This window comes from Leclercia barmai (assembly GCF_049312895.1).
GTDB lineage: Bacteria > Pseudomonadota > Gammaproteobacteria > Enterobacterales > Enterobacteriaceae > Enterobacter > Enterobacter barmai.
The window spans coordinates 12,940-28,593 of the sequence record NZ_JBMNWZ010000005.1 but is presented as its reverse complement, the minus strand read 5'-3'; the positions used below and the strand labels follow the sequence as shown (position 1 = coordinate 28,593).

14 protein-coding genes are annotated in these 15,654 nt (G+C 58.1%); 8 read left to right on the top strand and 6 right to left on the bottom strand.

All coding sequences use genetic code 11. The features are described from left to right. Positions 1-38: 38 nt before the first annotated feature. Positions 39-2,621 (bottom strand): autotransporter domain-containing protein, encoded by a 2,583-nt coding sequence (locus ACOYA6_RS17675; protein WP_422655126.1) that lies wholly within the window; start codon positions 2,619-2,621, stop codon positions 39-41. Positions 2,622-3,136: 515 nt separating this feature from the next. Between ACOYA6_RS17675 and ACOYA6_RS17665 the strand changes: the two genes are divergently transcribed. Beyond that, a complete protein-coding gene (locus ACOYA6_RS17665) occupies positions 3,137-4,684 on the top strand; it encodes a methyl-accepting chemotaxis protein (protein WP_422655125.1) in 1,548 nt (515 codons plus the stop codon). Here the strand turns inward: ACOYA6_RS17665 and fucR are convergent. Both fucR and ACOYA6_RS17655 read right to left on the bottom strand, forming a co-directional pair. After that, the gene (fucR, locus tag ACOYA6_RS17660) at positions 4,681-5,397 is read right to left on the bottom strand and encodes an L-fucose operon activator (protein ID WP_422655124.1); all 717 of its coding nucleotides are present in this window, start codon (positions 5,395-5,397) and stop codon (positions 4,681-4,683) included. The two genes, ACOYA6_RS17665 and fucR, sit on opposite strands and share 4 nt — an antisense overlap. Then, positions 5,394-6,377, bottom strand: coding sequence for a sensor domain-containing diguanylate cyclase (locus tag ACOYA6_RS17655; RefSeq protein WP_039031811.1), 984 nt, complete (start codon positions 6,375-6,377; stop codon positions 5,394-5,396). The genes fucR and ACOYA6_RS17655 overlap by 4 nt, the downstream gene beginning before the upstream one ends. Positions 6,378-6,546: 169 nt before the next feature. Between ACOYA6_RS17655 and ACOYA6_RS17650 the strand changes: the two genes are divergently transcribed. Both ACOYA6_RS17650 and ACOYA6_RS17645 read left to right on the top strand, forming a co-directional pair. Then, the gene (locus tag ACOYA6_RS17650) at positions 6,547-7,599 is read left to right on the top strand and encodes an ABC transporter substrate-binding protein (RefSeq protein ID WP_422655207.1); all 1,053 of its coding nucleotides are present in this window, start codon (positions 6,547-6,549) and stop codon (positions 7,597-7,599) included. Then, positions 7,599-8,282, top strand: coding sequence for a molybdate ABC transporter substrate-binding protein (locus ACOYA6_RS17645; RefSeq protein ID WP_422655123.1), 684 nt, complete (start codon positions 7,599-7,601; stop codon positions 8,280-8,282). The genes ACOYA6_RS17650 and ACOYA6_RS17645 overlap by 1 nt, the downstream gene beginning before the upstream one ends. 89 nt (positions 8,283-8,371) lie before the next feature. On the opposite strand, the gene yghU is transcribed toward ACOYA6_RS17645, so the two are convergent. The 3 genes from yghU to ACOYA6_RS17630 all read right to left on the bottom strand — a co-directional run bounded on the left by yghU (position 8,372) and on the right by ACOYA6_RS17630 (position 9,931). Continuing rightward, positions 8,372-9,241 (bottom strand): glutathione-dependent disulfide-bond oxidoreductase, encoded by an 870-nt coding sequence (gene yghU / locus ACOYA6_RS17640; RefSeq protein WP_039031813.1) that lies wholly within the window; start codon positions 9,239-9,241, stop codon positions 8,372-8,374. A gap of 95 nt (positions 9,242-9,336) precedes the next feature. Continuing rightward, on the bottom strand, positions 9,337-9,621 hold the full coding sequence (locus ACOYA6_RS17635) for a helix-turn-helix domain-containing protein (RefSeq protein WP_039031814.1): 285 nt from the start codon (positions 9,619-9,621) through the stop codon (positions 9,337-9,339). Then, positions 9,611-9,931 carry a type II toxin-antitoxin system RelE/ParE family toxin gene (locus tag ACOYA6_RS17630; protein WP_422655122.1) on the bottom strand — a complete coding sequence of 107 codons (321 nt, stop codon included), beginning with the start codon at positions 9,929-9,931 and terminating at the stop codon, positions 9,611-9,613. The genes ACOYA6_RS17635 and ACOYA6_RS17630 overlap by 11 nt, the downstream gene beginning before the upstream one ends. 283 nt (positions 9,932-10,214) lie before the next feature. On the opposite strand from ACOYA6_RS17630, the gene ACOYA6_RS17625 reads away from it, so the two are divergent. The 5 genes from ACOYA6_RS17625 to ACOYA6_RS17605 all read left to right on the top strand — a co-directional run bounded on the left by ACOYA6_RS17625 (position 10,215) and on the right by ACOYA6_RS17605 (position 15,615). Next, positions 10,215-11,804, top strand: a complete 1,590-nt coding sequence (locus ACOYA6_RS17625; protein WP_039031816.1) for an ABC transporter substrate-binding protein — start codon at positions 10,215-10,217, stop codon at positions 11,802-11,804. 61 nt (positions 11,805-11,865) lie between these two features. After that, complete coding sequence (locus tag ACOYA6_RS17620; protein WP_039031817.1) at positions 11,866-12,819, top strand: ABC transporter permease; 954 nt, start codon at positions 11,866-11,868, stop codon at positions 12,817-12,819. 6 nt (positions 12,820-12,825) lie between these two features. Further along, on the top strand, positions 12,826-13,671 hold the full coding sequence (locus ACOYA6_RS17615) for an ABC transporter permease (protein ID WP_039031818.1): 846 nt from the start codon (positions 12,826-12,828) through the stop codon (positions 13,669-13,671). Beyond that, positions 13,664-14,641 carry an ABC transporter ATP-binding protein gene (locus tag ACOYA6_RS17610; protein WP_422655121.1) on the top strand — a complete coding sequence of 326 codons (978 nt, stop codon included), beginning with the start codon at positions 13,664-13,666 and terminating at the stop codon, positions 14,639-14,641. Before ACOYA6_RS17615 ends, ACOYA6_RS17610 begins: the two co-directional genes overlap by 8 nt. After that, on the top strand, positions 14,638-15,615 hold the full coding sequence (locus ACOYA6_RS17605) for an ABC transporter ATP-binding protein (protein ID WP_422655120.1): 978 nt from the start codon (positions 14,638-14,640) through the stop codon (positions 15,613-15,615). The genes ACOYA6_RS17610 and ACOYA6_RS17605 overlap by 4 nt, the downstream gene beginning before the upstream one ends. Positions 15,616-15,654 lie beyond the last annotated feature (39 nt).

The window sequence follows — 15,654 nt, the reverse complement described above, 5'->3', positions numbered from 1 at the left end:
ATACCCGGCAGCCTCCGGCTACCGGGTATGCGTGGTCATCAGAAGCTGTAGCTCATACCTGCCTGAACGCTGGCGTCGTTATCAACATCGCCCGTGCCATAGTAAATGCCGGTATTCAACGAGAAGTTGTGTGCGATAGTGGCATTCACGCCCGCCCCAAACATTCCCATACTGTTGTTATGGCCTTGGGTATTGTGATAATCCGCGGCCTGGATATCGGTATCATCGCTGAACTCTTTCTGCACTCGGGCATCCACCCAAGGCATGATCTGCACGTTTTTGTTCAGATCGGTCAGGGTGGTGGTCAGACGCAGACCCGCGCCGCCGTTCCAGGAAGAGACCTGGCTGTCGGCAAAGGTCACTTCTCTGTCGGAGAAGCCGTTAGCTTTGGTCTGATCCCAGCCGAGGATGGCATACGGTTGCAGCACGGTTTCGCCTGGCAACAGCACGTTCACCCCGGTACGAGCCTGAGCCATATACAGGCTACCATCGGTGGAGCCGTGCAGCGCTTCGGTCATTCCGCTGGTGTCGCCGGTGACGTTCTGCGCAGAGAGGGAATAGCGCATATCGCCATAGCTGAAGCTGGCATCGGCGAACAGTCCCCACTGACGACCATTCAAGGCCTGCTGCCAGCCGCCGTAGAGGCTGTAGTAGTTACCATAGACGGTGTCCTTGAAGCTGTCCGGGCCGTTGGCAGTATCTTCAACGCGGCTGCGGGTCCAGGCCAGCGCCACGCCTCCGGTGACGCTGTCCCCGTTAGCGAGGTATGCCGTCCAGTCAACGCCGCCCTGCGCGCCCTGGGTGATGCTCTTGTAATCCACATCGTTGCTGAAGTTACCGTTCTGATAGAGGAAATCTCCCCACAGCTGGGCCCCTTCCTGCTGTTCACCCGTCAGGCCAGCAAAGTGCAGGCGATCCAGATGGCTGGCGATGTCATCGGTGACCTGATGGCCCGCCTGTTCGGCCGCATCGAGCCCGGCGACTAACCCCTGGACATCGCTGGCCAGGGCGCCGCGTGAGCTACTAAAGACAATATTCCAGTTCTGGCTACTGTCAGCGGTGAGCATGCCCTGCGGCGCAGAATCAGCGGCCACAATGCTCAGGTCATTGTTGTAGTTGTAAGCGGCGCTGCGGTTTTCAACCTGCTGTTGACCGTTGCTGAAGGTTGCATTGGCGGCCGTTTGCGGCGTGGTGGTTGCCGTCGTGGTGGTAAAGGTTCCCAGCACGATATTTTGCTGATTGATCGCCGAAGAGGTGATGTTATTTACCACTACAGCGTTACGGGAGCCGGTGATCTGGCCGAAGTTAACCCGGCTATCGGTGCTCATGTTCACTTCGGCATTGCTACCCGTCGTGTCGGCGGTCAGGGTGGAGCCGTTTTGCAGACTCCATGTGGTTGAATCGTTAATGTTGTCGAGAGTGATGCTGTTGTCGCTGGTGGTATTCACCGTTTCAAACTGATTAATTTGCCCGGAAATAGAGCTACCGGCATCCATCGACAGGGTATCGTCGCCATCCCCGCCGGTGACATTGCCGGTGACGTGTGAATCATTCACCAGGACCACGGTGTCATTTCCTGCGCCGGTCGTAATATTGCCGTCAACGTTAGCACCGTTTTGCAGGGTGATGGTGGTATCGCCGCTATTCTGGCTGGTGTTCAGGTCGCCATTAATGGTGCTGTTATCCACCAGCAGGGTATTGGTGGAGTTCCCGTCCAGCGTAACATTGCCGTTCACGACGCTGTTATTAGTGAACGACAGATTGGTCTGGCCTTTTTCGTTAATGATGCCGATGTCACCGGTTACGGTACTGTTATTCAGTGCCAGCGTATCCTGAGTAGTACCGTACATTGCCACTGCCAGGTCGCCAAAGGCATCAACGTTGATATTCTGGAAGGGCTGGTACTGGCTCAGTGTTTCTACGATGGTATCGAGCTTTTGCGCCACCTGACTGTTCGTTGCGTCCACGGTGGCGTTAGTCAGGGTAAGGGAAGTGTCTGATTTGTCACTGCCGACGTAGATGCCGCCATTATCCATGATGCTGTCGCTCATGGCGATGGTTTGGGAGCCCTGGCCAGCGCTGATAATACTGCCATGCAGTGCGCTACCGTTGCTGATATCCACATTGTGGTATCCCGCATCGAGCGGATCGAGATAAATGGCGGCGCCCATCATATAATCTTTGTCTCGCTCATACGTCCCGTCGCTGTTCTGGCCGTTCAGGGTGGAGTCGTTGACATTGATCGTGGTATTAGTGGTCTTTAATGCAGCACCTGCTTCGATCATATCCACTTTGGCATTATTGGTGACGTTAATATTCACGGTGCCGCCATTGCTTCCCTGAATATAATGACCTGACATGTCAGTGCCTGTCACCGTTAAGGTCTGCGTATCTCCGGCTTCACGGTGGCCATCCATATAAATATTGGTTGCCGTTTCATTCGCCATAACGGCATCAGTGACGCCCGGGTCCTGATAGAAATTACCATCTTTATATTCTTTCAGGCCGCAGGTCTGGGTGGTGTCGCCATTCTGGCAAGGTGTAGCAGGGGTCTCGCCTGCCTGAGCAGCAAACGAGGCAAGCGACAGTAACACACACTGTGATAACAGAGTTTTTTTCATAGAAATACGCATTTGTTCATCTCTTATAAGCGGATCAAAGTGCACTCTTTTTAAACCACATATGCGTAATTAAGAACTTTCTGGGGTGAAAAGGATGTAATGAAATTTGAAATGATATCAAGTCATTAAGTAAACAGTTTTATAAAATTAAATGATTAATTATTTAAAATATATTCGGCTTGTGAATGTTGCAGTTTTATTAACGTACAAAAAATAAGTTTTTTTGGCAGGAGGAAGGAAAATTGTGCATCAAACAAGAATCGAGGACTAATCCTTCAGGGTTATGTGGGTAATGAACGGAGAGCCTGATTTACATTTGTAAGCTGTATGAAATCTAATATCACGTTATTTGAAGGGGTATTTGCCCGGGCGTGATTATCCTTTTCCGGCCCGGTAAACCGAAATGAAAAGTTTTATAAAATTAAACAAGAAAAGGTATTGCTTCGCATTTTGTTGCCGATAACGAGGATATTACTCGCCTCCGGGCGACATCTCCCTCAGGCAAGGAAAGAGTTATGCGCGTATTTCGTAATTTCACGATCCGCTTCGTCATGCTGACGATTCTGGGTATTTTCTGTTTAATGTGGGCGGGCGTGGGGCTGTATGGCTCCTGGGCGCTCTCCCGCGTGGCGGATGGCAACGAGGTCGATCGCCAGCTGGTCAAACAGATGACGGTGCTCAGTCAGGGCAACGATCAGTACTTCCGTTTTGTCACCCGGCTGAGCCGGGCGATAGAGACGCAGGCGGCGGGCGGTACGGCGGATCTCACCTCCGTGCAGCAGGCGCTACAGACCATGAGCAACAGGCTCGATGAGCTGAAAGCCATGTCGCCGGGGCCAATGGATGCAGAGATCTCCTCCCGGGTGATCGCCAGCTGGCAGGCGCTGCTGGATAACGGCGTCAAACCGCAGATGCAGCTGGCAGAGCAGGGCAACATCGAAGGCTATCGCCAGCAGGCGAACAACGTAACCCCAGCGCTAAGCCGCGCCTTTGGCGAGAGCGCCGGGCAGTTCAATAAGGCCGCCGATACCATCCTCGACCGGACCCGCGTTACGGTGGACGGCTTCACCAGCGTCACCCGCACGGTGATCATTACCGCGACGATCGTCGGCCTGCTGATCCTGCTGTTCGCCGACCGCTACCTGGTCGCCATGCTGGTGAAACCCCTTGAGCAGCTTCGCCACCATTTCCGCCAGATTGCGCAGGGCGATCTCAGCCAGCCGATCGTGCCTTTTGGTCGTAACTGCGTGGGCCAGCTGGTGCCGCTGCTGACGGCGATGCAGGACAGCCTGCGCGACGCGGTAAGCACCATCCGTAACGGCAGCGAGAACATCTGGCGCGGGGCGACGGAGATCTCCAGCGGTAACAACGATCTCTCCTCCCGTACCGAGGAACAGGCGGCGGCGCTGGAAGAGACCGCCGCCAGCATGGAGCAGCTCACCGCCACGGTGAAGCTCAACGCGGACAACGCCCGTCAGGCCAGCGAGCTGGCGGACGTGGCCTCGGCCAGCGCCAGTCGCGGCGGCGCGCTGGTGGACAACGTGGTCCACACCATGACCGGCATCTCTGTGAGCTCGAAGAAGATTGCCGAGATCACCAGCGTTATTAACAGCATCGCCTTCCAGACTAACATTCTGGCCCTCAACGCGGCGGTAGAAGCGGCGCGGGCCGGTGAGCAGGGGCGTGGTTTTGCGGTGGTGGCCGGAGAGGTGCGTAATCTCGCCAGCCGCAGCGCCAACGCGGCAAAAGAGATCGAAGGGCTGATCGCCGACTCCGTCTCCCGTGTGGAGGAGGGGGCAAAGCTGGTGAATGATACCGGCACCACCATGGAAGCGGTGCTGCGCGACATCACCGGCGTCACCACCATCATGAAGCAGATTGCCAGCGCCTCGGAAGAGCAGAGCAAGGGCATTTCGCAGGTTGGGGTGGCAATCACCCAGATGGACGGCGTGACCCAGCAGAACGCCTCGCTGGTGGAGCAGGTGTCGGCGGCGGCTTCCGCGCTGGAGCGCCAGACCGAAGAGCTGCAACGCTCGGTGCAGAAGTTCCGTCTGGCGGGCTAACGCCGGGCGAGCTGTGCGTCGCTGATCAACTGCGTCACCTGCGACAGGTGACCAATTTTCACTTCGCTGGAGCGCCGGAACTTGCTTTTGTCGATCAGCAGCAGCGACTGGCTGGCGCGGCTCAGCAGCTGCGACTTAAACCCGGCGCTGTGCGGGGTGGGATCCCACATCACACCCTGCTCATCCACCCCTTCACAGGAGAAGATAAACAGGTCGATCTCCAGGGATTTCAGCTGCGTGACCAGCGCCGGATTGACATAGCAACGGTATTTGCGCTCCAGCGTTCCGCCCGAGCAGATCAGGGTGATGCGCTCGCGCTTCGCCATTTCATGGCAGATGGGCAGGCTGTTGGTGAACACCGTCAGGGCGATATCTGGCAGCTGTCGTGCGAGGTGAAAGCAGGTGGAGCTGGCATCCAGCGCCAGGGTCATCCCTTCGCTGACCCAGTCCAGCGCGTGACGGGCGATATCGGCTTTATCGGCGCAGTGGCTCTTCAGCCGCGCGCCGAAGGGCTCGCCGCCGTCGCGGTGATCCGGGTGGATCGCCCGCGCCCGCCCGTGATGCCGTACGATCTTCCCCTGCTGCTGGAGCTGGTTCAGATCGCGGCGAATCGTCTCTTTACTCACCCCAAGCCCGGCGGCCAGCGCCTCTGTCGACAGCCAGTCGGAGGCCGCCAGCAGGCGAAGGAGATCCTGATGGCGGGTGCTTTTCATGCGTCTGTTCCGCTGCGGGTGATGGAGAGCAGCGTCTGGCCGATCGCCACGCCGTTCTTGCCGGTGTGCTTAATCTGATACATCGATCGGTCGGCGCGGCGCAGGGCATTGACGAAATCATCCTCCTCCTGCACGTCGTCAATACCTACCGAGGCGCCGACCTGCGCCTGGCCGTTATCCAGCTCGAATGGGGTCAGCGCCGCCTTCAGGCAGCTGTGGGCGGTGCTGTTCACCAGCAAACTGCTGAGCGGGAAGGGCAGCAGGAGCACAAACTCATCACCCCCCAGACGCCCGACAACCGCCCCCGGCGGGCAGGCCTCGCGCAGACGCTGGCTAAGCTGGATCAGCAGCTCGTCGCCGCTGCGGTGCCCAAAGGTGTCGTTAACCGTTTTAAAGTCATCCAGATCGATAAAGGCGATGCAGAGCGGCCCCTGGGCTTTGAGCTGGGCGAAGTGCTTGATCAGGGCGTGGCGGTTGGCAAGGCCGGTAAGCGGATCGTGATTCGCCAGCTGGGCCAGCTGCTCCTCGTACTGCTTCTCTTTGGTCATGTCGATATGGGTGCCGGTCACCTTCAGGGGGTTGCCGTGTTCATCCCGGTCGGTGACCCGACCCCGGTCCAGCACCCAGGTGACGGTGCCGTTTTTGTGCTGCATGCGGTGCAGCGCTTCATAGAAGGGGGTTTTGCCGTGCAGGTGATCGTAGAACGCATCCAGCACGTTCTGCCTGTCATCCGGATGCAGATGCTCACGCCAGATCTCAAACTGCGCGTTCAGCTCCTTGGGCTGATAGCCCAGCATCGAACCCCAGCGGCGGTTATAGATGATCAGCTTCCCGGTAGGGACGTCGAGCTGCCATAAACAGAGACCGGTTCCGTCGAGCGCAGCACTGAGCTTGTTGCGGGCGTCACGCGCCAGCCTGGCAAGCCGGGCATTATGCTTTTTGAGATTCTGAATCTGCTGTTTCAGCGCCTTTTCTGACATACCCGGATTCTTCAGGAAATAAGAACGATTCTTGCCATTTACCCGGCGCTTGTAAATATGATGTTGAAAAAAGAGGAGGATTTGCGTTAAGGATTTTTACCCCTAAAGGAGGCGCGACGTCATAACCTCATCGCTGTATAATAATATATATAACGAATGTGAGGACATGATGAAACAACGATTCTGGCAAGCATTAACCCTGTGTGCAGTGGCTTTACTCCCTCTCTCTTCCCGGGCTTCCCGCCTGATTACCGACCAGATTGGCCGTCAGGTGACCGTCCCGGACGCCGTCTCCAGGGTAGTGGTGCTCCAGCATCAGACCCTGAACTTGCTGGTGCAAATGAACGCCACCGACAAAATCGTCGGCGTGATGGCGAACTGGAAACAGCAGCTGGGCGAGGGGTACGCCCGTCTGGCCCCGGAGCTGAGCCAGAAAGCGGCGCTTGGGGATCTCACCCACGTCGACCCGGAAAAGCTGGTGGCCCTGAAGCCGGACGTGGTGTTTGTCACCAACTACGCGCCGCAGGAGATGATCGACAAGATCAGCAGCCTTGGCATTCCGGTGGTTGCCATCTCCCTGCGTCACGATGCCGCGGGTGAAAAAGCGAAGATGAACCCGACGATGGCCGACGAAGAGCAGGCGTACGATCTGGGGCTGCGCGAAGGGATCACCCTGATCGGCGAGATCGTCAATAAACAACCGGAAGCGAAAGCGCTGCTCGAGGCCACGGACAAAGGCCGCGACATGGTCAGCGACCGCCTGAAAGATATCCCGGCGGAAAAACGCGTTCGCGCGTACATGGCTAACCCGGAACTCACCACCTACGGCTCCGGGAAATACACCGGGCTGATGATGGCCCACGCGGGGGCGGTTAACGTGGCGGCGGCGACCATTCGGGGATTCAAAACCGTGGCGATGGAGCAGGTGATCGCCTGGAATCCGCAGGTGATCTTCGTTCAGGACCGCTACCCTTCGGTGGTCAATGAGATCAAAACCGGTGCCCAATGGCGGACCATCGACGCGGTGAAAAATCAGCGCGTCTACCTGATGCCGGACTACGCCAAAGCCTGGGGCTATCCGATGCCGGAGGCGATGGGCATTGGCGAGCTGTGGATGGCGAAAAAGCTCTACCCGGAGAAATTTAAGGACGTGGATATGCGCAAGGTCGCCAACGACTGGTATCAGCGTTTCTATCGCACCAGTTATCAGGGGATCGACTGATGCGGGTCCTGGCGGCGGGCAGCCTGCGGATGGTATGGCCGCAGCTAATGGCGCACTTCCCGCAACCGGTGGAAACGCAGTTCGGCCCGGCCGGGCTGTTACGGGAGCGTATAGAAGCAGGCGAGGCCTGCGATCTCTTTGCCTCGGCCAATCTGGCCCACCCGCAGGCGCTGCTGGCGGCCGGGTTGGCGCAGTCCGTGGTGCCGTTTGCCAGCAATATGCTCTGCCTGACCGTGCGTAGCGATGTGCTGCGCGACAGCGATGACTGGCGCTCGGTGTTATCCCGGGATGACCTGCGTATTGCCACCTCGACGGCGGGAGCCGATCCCTCCGGGGATTACACCCAGACGCTCTTTACCCGGATGGGTGACGCGGGCGAGGCGGTAAGGCGAAGGGCGAGGGCGCTGGTGGGGGGACGAGACTCGACACCTGTTCCGGCGGGCAGGCTGGCGGCAGAGTGGATTATCCTGGGCGGGCAGGCGGAGATATTTATCGGCTACGCCAGCTACGCGGCAGCATTGCGGAAGGTCGCAGGGCTGACGGTCCTCGACATCCCGGCCCTCTTTAATACGCGTGCGGAGTATGCGTGCGCAGTGATAACGCCGCAGGGGCAGGGGCTGGCGGGTTTTTTACAGTCGGATGAGTCAAAAGCGATACTGCATCAGGCGGGGTTCGGTGGGTAATTCTGCCGGGTGGCGCTGCGCTTACCCGGCCTACAAAACCTGACTCGTAGGCCCGGTAAGCGAAGCGCCACCGGGCATTTGCAAACATCTTAACCCTGACGTTTATCCTCGGTACTGGTCTCAAAATCGCTCGCCGAGTGGCGCTCGTGCAGCTGCTCGTTCAGCTCCCCGTTGGTGCGGTTGACGATACGCCCGCGTTTCACCGCCGGACGGCTGGCGATATCTTTCGCCCAGCGCTGAACGTTCTTGTAGCTCTCTGCATCCAGGAATTCGGCCGCGCCGTAGACCTGTCCCAGCGCCACGCTGCCAAACCACGGCCAGATGGCGATATCGGCGATGGTGTACTCCTCGCCGGCCACGTAACGACCGCGCGCCAGCTGTTTATCCAGCACGTCGAACAGGCGTTTGGCTTCCATGGTGAAGCGGTCAATCGCATACTCAATTTTCACCGGCGCATAGTGGTAGAAGTGGCCGAAACCGCCGCCGAGGAACGGGGCGGAGCCCTGCAGCCAGAACAGCCAGTTCAGGGTTTCAACCCGTCCAGCCGGATCTTTTGGCAGGAAGTGACCGAATTTCTCCGCCAGATAAAGCAGGATATTGCCGGACTCAAACACGCGGGTCGGCGGCGTGGTGGAGTGGTCGCGCAGGGCCGGGATTTTGGAGTTCGGGTTCACGTCAACAAACCCGCTGGAGAACTGATCCCCCTCGCCGATACGGATCAGCCATGCGTCGTATTCTGCGCCGGTGACGCCCGCCGCCAGCAGCTCTTCCAGCAGAATGGTTACCTTCTGGCCGTTCGGCGTGCCCAGGGAGTAAAGCTGCAGCGGATGCGAACCGACCGGCAGCTCTTTGTCATGCGTGGCGCCCGAGATGGGGCGGTTGATGCTGGCGAACGCGCCGCCGTTGGGGTTCTGCTTCCATTCCCAGACTTTCGCTGGCTGGTAGTTATTGTCGGACATGTTGACCTGCCTTTTTGCGGATGTGTTGAGGCAGTTTAGCAGGAGTTCCGTGAAGGGTTTAACGAACTGAGCGCATAAGGTTATGCGCTCAATATCTAACCAAGCGACAGTTTTAGATGCATTCCACAAGCTTCTGCGTATCGAAGCAGGGTTGAAAGACTTGCGCTTGAAACATTTCGCTCCAGGCGGCTCACGGCGGGTTGGCTGACACCCATACGCGCTGCAATCTCTGTACTGGTCAGCCCTGATTTAGACTTCATTTCGATCAAAACCGCACGGAGTTCTTCTTCCTGGGTTTCCTCGTCATAGGCTTTTTTAACCTCAGGATTAGCGAGCGCTTTCGCCTTAACATCTGCAAACCTGGTACCTTTAATCGCCATCTTTCATATCCTCCCATCTTGACTTAGCCAGGGCTATTTCAGCTTTCGGGGTCTTAGGGGTTTTCTTTATAAACGTTCTTAAAATATAGATCTTACGTCCCTTCGCGTATGCAAAAAACGTTCTGGTCAGATCTTTTCTGCCAACCCGCAACTCAAACAATCCACCACCAATGGTGTCCGTATCGGGGTATCGTAGCTCGTGTCCTTTAGCTTCAAGCTTCTCAAGTCCTTTAAGAGCTTTTGCCTGCATTACAGGTTCGAGATCATAAATTTCGCTTTCAGCCTCAGGGTGAAAAATCAATTCATACATGATCAAGCCCCTGGTGAAAACGTCATCATAACCTATATGTTATAATAACTCAAAAGTTATAATTCGTGACATTCCGTGAACGGTTTAACGAACTGAGCGCATAAGCATATGCACTATTCCTTCTGGCGCTTATATATATAAATTCCGCATAAGCTTAATCGAAAATCGCATTTTCATTGTTAATGCGAAAGCGGCGGAAGCTGAATATGATGCGCAAACAGATATCTGTGAAAAATAAAAATGAGCAGTTAAAAAAACTTTCAAGGCAAGGAGTTAGTGAGATATGCGTAAGCCATTAGTATCTGCTGTTCTGGTCGCCCTGGCGCTGGTCGCCGCAGGCTGTGATGATGCCAAAAATAAAGAGACCGCGTCGGCGCCAGCCGCCAAAAGCGATGCGCCGAAAGAGGGCGGTTCCCTGATTATCGGCATCACCTCCGGCGACCCGTTAGCGGTGAACCCGCTGTATGCCAGCGACCGCACCACCCTGACGATCATGCAGGCGCTGTACTCCCCGCTCTACAGCTTTAACGATGGCAAAATCGAATGGGGTCTCGCCGAAAGCCTGACGCCATCCGCCGATAACCTCAGCTATACCCTGACCTTAAAACCGAATCTGAAGTGGCAGGACGGCCAGCCGCTGACCGCCGACGACGTGGTATTCACCTTTAATAAGCTGCTGGAAGAGAAGCAGCATAGCTTCTTCCGCAGCATGTTCACCTTCGGCGGCAAGCCGGTGGCGGTGAGCAAGGTGGACGATCGCACCGTGAAATTCACCCTGCCGCAGGTGAGCGCCGCCTTTACCGGCACCCTGGTGCAGATCTACCCGATCCCGCAGCACGTGTTTGCTAATGAAGCGGATCTGGAAAAGAGCACCAAAAACGATGCGCCGGTCGGTTCCGGTCCGTTCAAATTTAAAGAGTACCGCGCCGGGCAGTACTACGCCCTGACCCGCTTCGACGATTACTGGAACGGTAAAGCGAAGCTCGACTCCGTGACCTATCGTTTCGCCAAAGACAGCAACTCCGCCAACCTCGCCCTGCAGAACGGCGAGATCAACCTCAAGATGGTCGATCCGCAGGACGTGTCGCGCCTGAAGAACACCGGCAAGTTTGACTTCGTGGTCTACCCGGAAGGGCGTCTGGCCTATATGACCTTCAACCAGAACGTACCGGTGATGAAGAGCAAGGAGCTGCGCCAGGCCATCGCTTACGCCATCAATAAAGATGAGCTGACCCAGACCGCGTTCACCTCGCTGGACTACGCTAAACCGGCCACCTCGTTCCTGACCCCGGATACGCTCTACCAGACTGACGACGTCGAGCAGTACAAATTCGACCAGCAAAAAGCCAAAGATCTGCTGAAAGCCTCCGGCGCGCCGGAGAACCTCAAGCTGCGTCTGGCCTATGTGAACACCAACAAAACCCAGGAGAGCCAGGCGCTCTACATTCAGCAGGCGCTGAAGGGGATTGGGGTTAACGTCGAGCTGATGCCGCTGGACTCCAACGCCATGTCCCAGCGCAGCCTGGATATGAACAACACCGCCTGGGAGCTGAATCTTGGCGGCTACATCATGGGTGCCGAGCCGGATGGCTACAAATCGCTGTTTATGAGCAACGAAGCCTACAACTACGCCCACTACAAGAACCCGCAGTTCGATGCCCTGTGGGATAAAGGGGCGGTGGAAACCGACGCTGGCAAACGGGCGGCGATCTACAAGCAGATCCAGCAGACCGTGGCCAACGACATGACCTACTACCCGATCGCCTACACCAACGCCACCGTCGCGGTGGATAAACGCTTCGGCGGCACCAAAGAGGCGGAGCCGAAGCCGGTGTATATGTTCCAGGATCTGTCGAAAATCTATCAAAAATAAGCTGTTGCCCCGGTCGGAAGATCGGGGCTTTTTGTTGGGTAAGTCGTTGTAAGGGCATGTCGTGAACACATTACTCACGCGTCGGTTGCTGCAACTTGTGCCGATGCTGTTCTTTATCTCGCTGGTGGCGTTCCTGCTGGTCAAGCTCGCCCCCGGCGATCCGGTAGCGGCCTATATCACACCGCGCATGGCACCCGAAGATATCGAGCGAATCCGCCAGAGTCTGGGGCTGGATAAGCCGCTGGTGACGCAATATTTTCTGTGGCTGAAAAACATTCTGCAGGGCGATCTCGGCTATTCGCTGATCTACCACCGCCCGGTGCTGACGATGATTGCCGAGCGTATTCCGGCGACCCTTGGGCTGATGGGGGCCTCGCTGCTGATGGCGATAATCCTCGCTATTCCGCTGGGTCTGCTGGCAGGCGCCTTTAAGCACCGCTGGCTGGATCATGTTCTGAACCTGTTCGCCTATATTGGTATCTCGGTGCCGATCTTCTGGTTTGGCATTCTGCTGATTACCGTCTTTGCCGTGCAGCTCAACTGGTTCCCCAGCATGGGAATGCGCACCATCGGCATGGAGGATAACTGGCTGGACGTGGTGCGCCACGGCGTGCTGCCGTGCATTGCGCTCACCTTCTATAACCTCTCCAGCTACGTGCGCTACATCCGCTCCAACACCATCTCCCAGCTCTCCGCCGACTACGTGCAGACCCAGCTGGCCTATGGGGCCACGCGCACCAGCATCCTGTTCCGCCACGTGCTGAAAAACGTGCTGCTGCCGGTGATCACCCTGTTCGGCCTGTCGTTTGGCGAGCTGGTGGTGGGAGCCTACGTCACCGAAAGCGTCTTCTCGTGGCCGGGCATGGGGCTGCTGGGGATCCAGTCGATCACCTCCCTCGACTACCCGCTGATCATGGCCATCATCATGCTGTCGTCGCTGATGCTGATCGTCGGTAACCTGATCGCCGATGTGCTCTATCGCTTCGCCGATCCACGTATTCGCACCCTGAGGTAACCCCGGATGAGCAGACGCTGGCAACAGGTTCGACACCAGCTGCGCCGCAATCGTCCGGCGCAGTTCTCTCTGTTTGTACTCTTTATTTTTATCGTCGCCGCGCTCTGTGCGGGCTTAAGTCCTTACGATCCGGACCAGATGGCGCTCGGCGCACGAACGCTGCCACCGGATGGTGCCCACTGGTTCGGCACCGACGAGTACGGACGCGATTACTTCACCCGCGCCCTCTACGGCGGGCAGATTTCGCTGATGGTGGGCTGTCTGGCGATGGTCTTCTCCACCCTGATCGGCACGCTTGTTGGTACCCTGAGCGGCTATTTCGGCGGCTGGCTGGATAACCTGATGATGCGCGCGGTGGATATCCTGATGGCGATCCCGGCCTTCTTTCTGCTGCTGGTGCTCAACGCCTACCTGAAGCCCGGCGTGGATAACATCATCATGATCATCAGCCTGCTGACGTGGATGAACATGTCCCGGCTGGTGCGGGCCGAAACCCTGTCGGTTAAGGAGCGCGAGTATGTGCTCTACGCCCGCGCCTCGGGGGAACACCCGCTGCGGATCATCCTGCGCCACATCATCCCCGGCGTGCTGCCGACCATTATCGTCGCCGCTACGCTGAATATCGCCTCGGCAATTCTGATGGAGTCGACCCTCAGCTTTCTCGGGCTCGGCGTGCAGGCGCCTGCCGCGTCCTGGGGCAGCATGCTTAACAACGCCCAGTCGTATATCGGCGAGGCCTCCTGGCTGGCGATGTTCCCGGGCATTCTGATCCTGCTGACGGTGTTCAGCTTTAACGTGTTGGGCGACGTGTTCCGCACCGCCTTTGAGCCGGGAGCGAACCGTGATGAGTAACTTACTCGAACTCGATAACCTGCAAACCACCTTCCGCACCCGCGATGGCGATGTCCACGCGGTGCGCGGGGTGAGCTTCCACGTGAAGCCGGGCGAGCTGGTGGGCATTGTGGGCGAATCCGGCTGCGGTAAAAGCGTCACCTGCAAGTCGATCATTCAGCTTCTGGGCAGCAACGGGCGCATTACCGGCGGGCAGATCCGCTTTAACAATGACGATCTGGCGCAGAAAACCCCGGAGCAGATGCGTGCGATCCTTGGGAACCAGATCGCGATGATTTTCCAGGATCCGATGACCGCCCTTAACCCGGTGGTGACCATCGGCAGGCAGATGTCCGAGATCCTGATGCGCAATAAAGGCTTAAATAAGAGAGCGGCGAAGGCGGCGAGTATCGCCATGCTGGAGCAGGTGGGCATCGCCGAAGCGGAGCGCCGCTACGGACAATATCCCCACGAGTTCAGCGGCGGCATGCGCCAGCGGGTGATGATCGCTATCGCGCTCTCGTGCGATCCGCAACTGCTGATCGCCGATGAGCCTACCACCGCGCTGGATGTCACTATTCAGGCGCAGATCCTGCGTCTGCTGAAGAGCCTGCAGCAGAAAACCCACACCGCTATCCTGCTGATCACCCACGATCTGGGCGTGGTGGCGCAGGTGTGCAGCCGCGTAGTGGTGATGTACGGCGGGCTGGTGATGGAGGAGGGCAGCGTGGAGGATATCTTTTATCGCCCGGCGCATCCCTATACCCAGGGGCTGCTGGCATCGCTGCCGCACCCGGAGCAGACCAGCCATCGCCTGTCGCCCATTGAAGGGTCGCCGCCGGGGCTGCTGGATCCACCCCCCGGCTGCCCGTTTGCCGAACGCTGTCCGAAGCGGATGCCCCAGTGCGAGCGTCAGCCCCCGTTTTATCGCCCCGATCCGGGGCATCGCGCCGCCTGCTGGCTGCTGGCCGATAAGGAGGTTCAGCCATGAGTGAACAACACGCCCCGCTGGTAAGCGTGCGGGATCTGCATAAACACTTCACCCTCAACGGCGGTCTGCTGCGCAAAGGGGGGGCGGTGAAAGCGGTGGATGGCGTCAGTTTTGACATCCAGCCGGGCGAGACCTTTGGCCTGGTGGGGGAGTCCGGCTGCGGTAAATCGACCCTCGGGCGCGCCATTCTGCGGCTGTTTGATATCACCTCCGGCGAGATCCACTTTGCCGGGCAGGAGATTGCCAGGGCCAGCGAAAAGCAGCTCAAGCCGCTGCGCAAGCGGATGCAGGCGATCTTCCAGGATCCGTACTCCTCGCTGAACCCGGGGATGACGGTGCAGCAGCTGGTGGCGGAGCCGATGCAGATCCACGGCTACAGCCGGGAGGAGCAGCGGGAGCGTACCGAAACCCTGCTCTATAAAGTGGGGCTCAAGCAGGAACATTTGCAGCGTTTCCCGCACGAGTTCAGCGGCGGCCAGCGCCAGCGGATCAGCATCGCCCGCGCCCTGTCGGTGCGCCCGGAGTTTGTGCTGTGCGATGAGCCGCTGTCGGCGCTAGATGTTTCCGTGCAGGCCCAGGTGGTGAACATTTTGCAGGATCTGCAGCAGGAGCTGGGGCTGACCTACCTGTTTATCGCCCACGACCTGTCGATGGTGCGGCATATCTCGACCCGCATCGGGGTGATGTATCTCGGCAAGCTGGTGGAGGTGGCACCCGCGAACGCGTTGTATCAACATCCGGCGCACCCCTATACCCGGGCGCTGCTGGCCTCGGTGCCGCAGCCCGATCCACGGATTCGTAACCTGGAGCAGGCGACGTTGCGCGGGGAGATCCCCGGCCCAACCTCGGTGCTCCCCGGATGTAAGTTTTGCAGCCGATGCCCGCACGTGATGCCGGTATGTCGCCGCGAAGTGCCTGCGATGCAGGAGATCGCCCCCGGCCATCACGCGGCCTGTTGGTTGTTTAAGGTTTGAGCCCGCGCCGTGAAACAGTATGCCGATGCGCACGCGTCG

What these genes read in the sequence shown, in the direction of transcription:
- yghU (WP_039031813.1), bottom strand. Translation starts at nt 9,241, where the DNA reads ATGTCCGACAATAACTACCAGCCAGCGAAAGTCTGGGAATGGAAGCAG.
- ACOYA6_RS17615 (WP_039031818.1), top strand. Translation starts at nt 12,826, where the DNA reads ATGAGCAGACGCTGGCAACAGGTTCGACACCAGCTGCGCCGCAATCGT.
- ACOYA6_RS17635 (WP_039031814.1), bottom strand. Translation starts at nt 9,621, where the DNA reads ATGGCGATTAAAGGTACCAGGTTTGCAGATGTTAAGGCGAAAGCGCTC.
- ACOYA6_RS17650 (WP_422655207.1), top strand. Translation starts at nt 6,547, where the DNA reads ATGAAACAACGATTCTGGCAAGCATTAACCCTGTGTGCAGTGGCTTTA.
- ACOYA6_RS17645 (WP_422655123.1), top strand. Translation starts at nt 7,599, where the DNA reads ATGCGGGTCCTGGCGGCGGGCAGCCTGCGGATGGTATGGCCGCAGCTA.
- ACOYA6_RS17665 (WP_422655125.1), top strand. Translation starts at nt 3,137, where the DNA reads ATGCGCGTATTTCGTAATTTCACGATCCGCTTCGTCATGCTGACGATT.
- ACOYA6_RS17675 (WP_422655126.1), bottom strand. Translation starts at nt 2,621, where the DNA reads ATGAAAAAAACTCTGTTATCACAGTGTGTGTTACTGTCGCTTGCCTCG.
- ACOYA6_RS17610 (WP_422655121.1), top strand. Translation starts at nt 13,664, where the DNA reads ATGAGTAACTTACTCGAACTCGATAACCTGCAAACCACCTTCCGCACC.
- ACOYA6_RS17605 (WP_422655120.1), top strand. Translation starts at nt 14,638, where the DNA reads ATGAGTGAACAACACGCCCCGCTGGTAAGCGTGCGGGATCTGCATAAA.
- ACOYA6_RS17630 (WP_422655122.1), bottom strand. Translation starts at nt 9,931, where the DNA reads ATGTATGAATTGATTTTTCACCCTGAGGCTGAAAGCGAAATTTATGAT.
- ACOYA6_RS17625 (WP_039031816.1), top strand. Translation starts at nt 10,215, where the DNA reads ATGCGTAAGCCATTAGTATCTGCTGTTCTGGTCGCCCTGGCGCTGGTC.
- fucR (WP_422655124.1), bottom strand. Translation starts at nt 5,397, where the DNA reads ATGAAAAGCACCCGCCATCAGGATCTCCTTCGCCTGCTGGCGGCCTCC.
- ACOYA6_RS17655 (WP_039031811.1), bottom strand. Translation starts at nt 6,377, where the DNA reads ATGTCAGAAAAGGCGCTGAAACAGCAGATTCAGAATCTCAAAAAGCAT.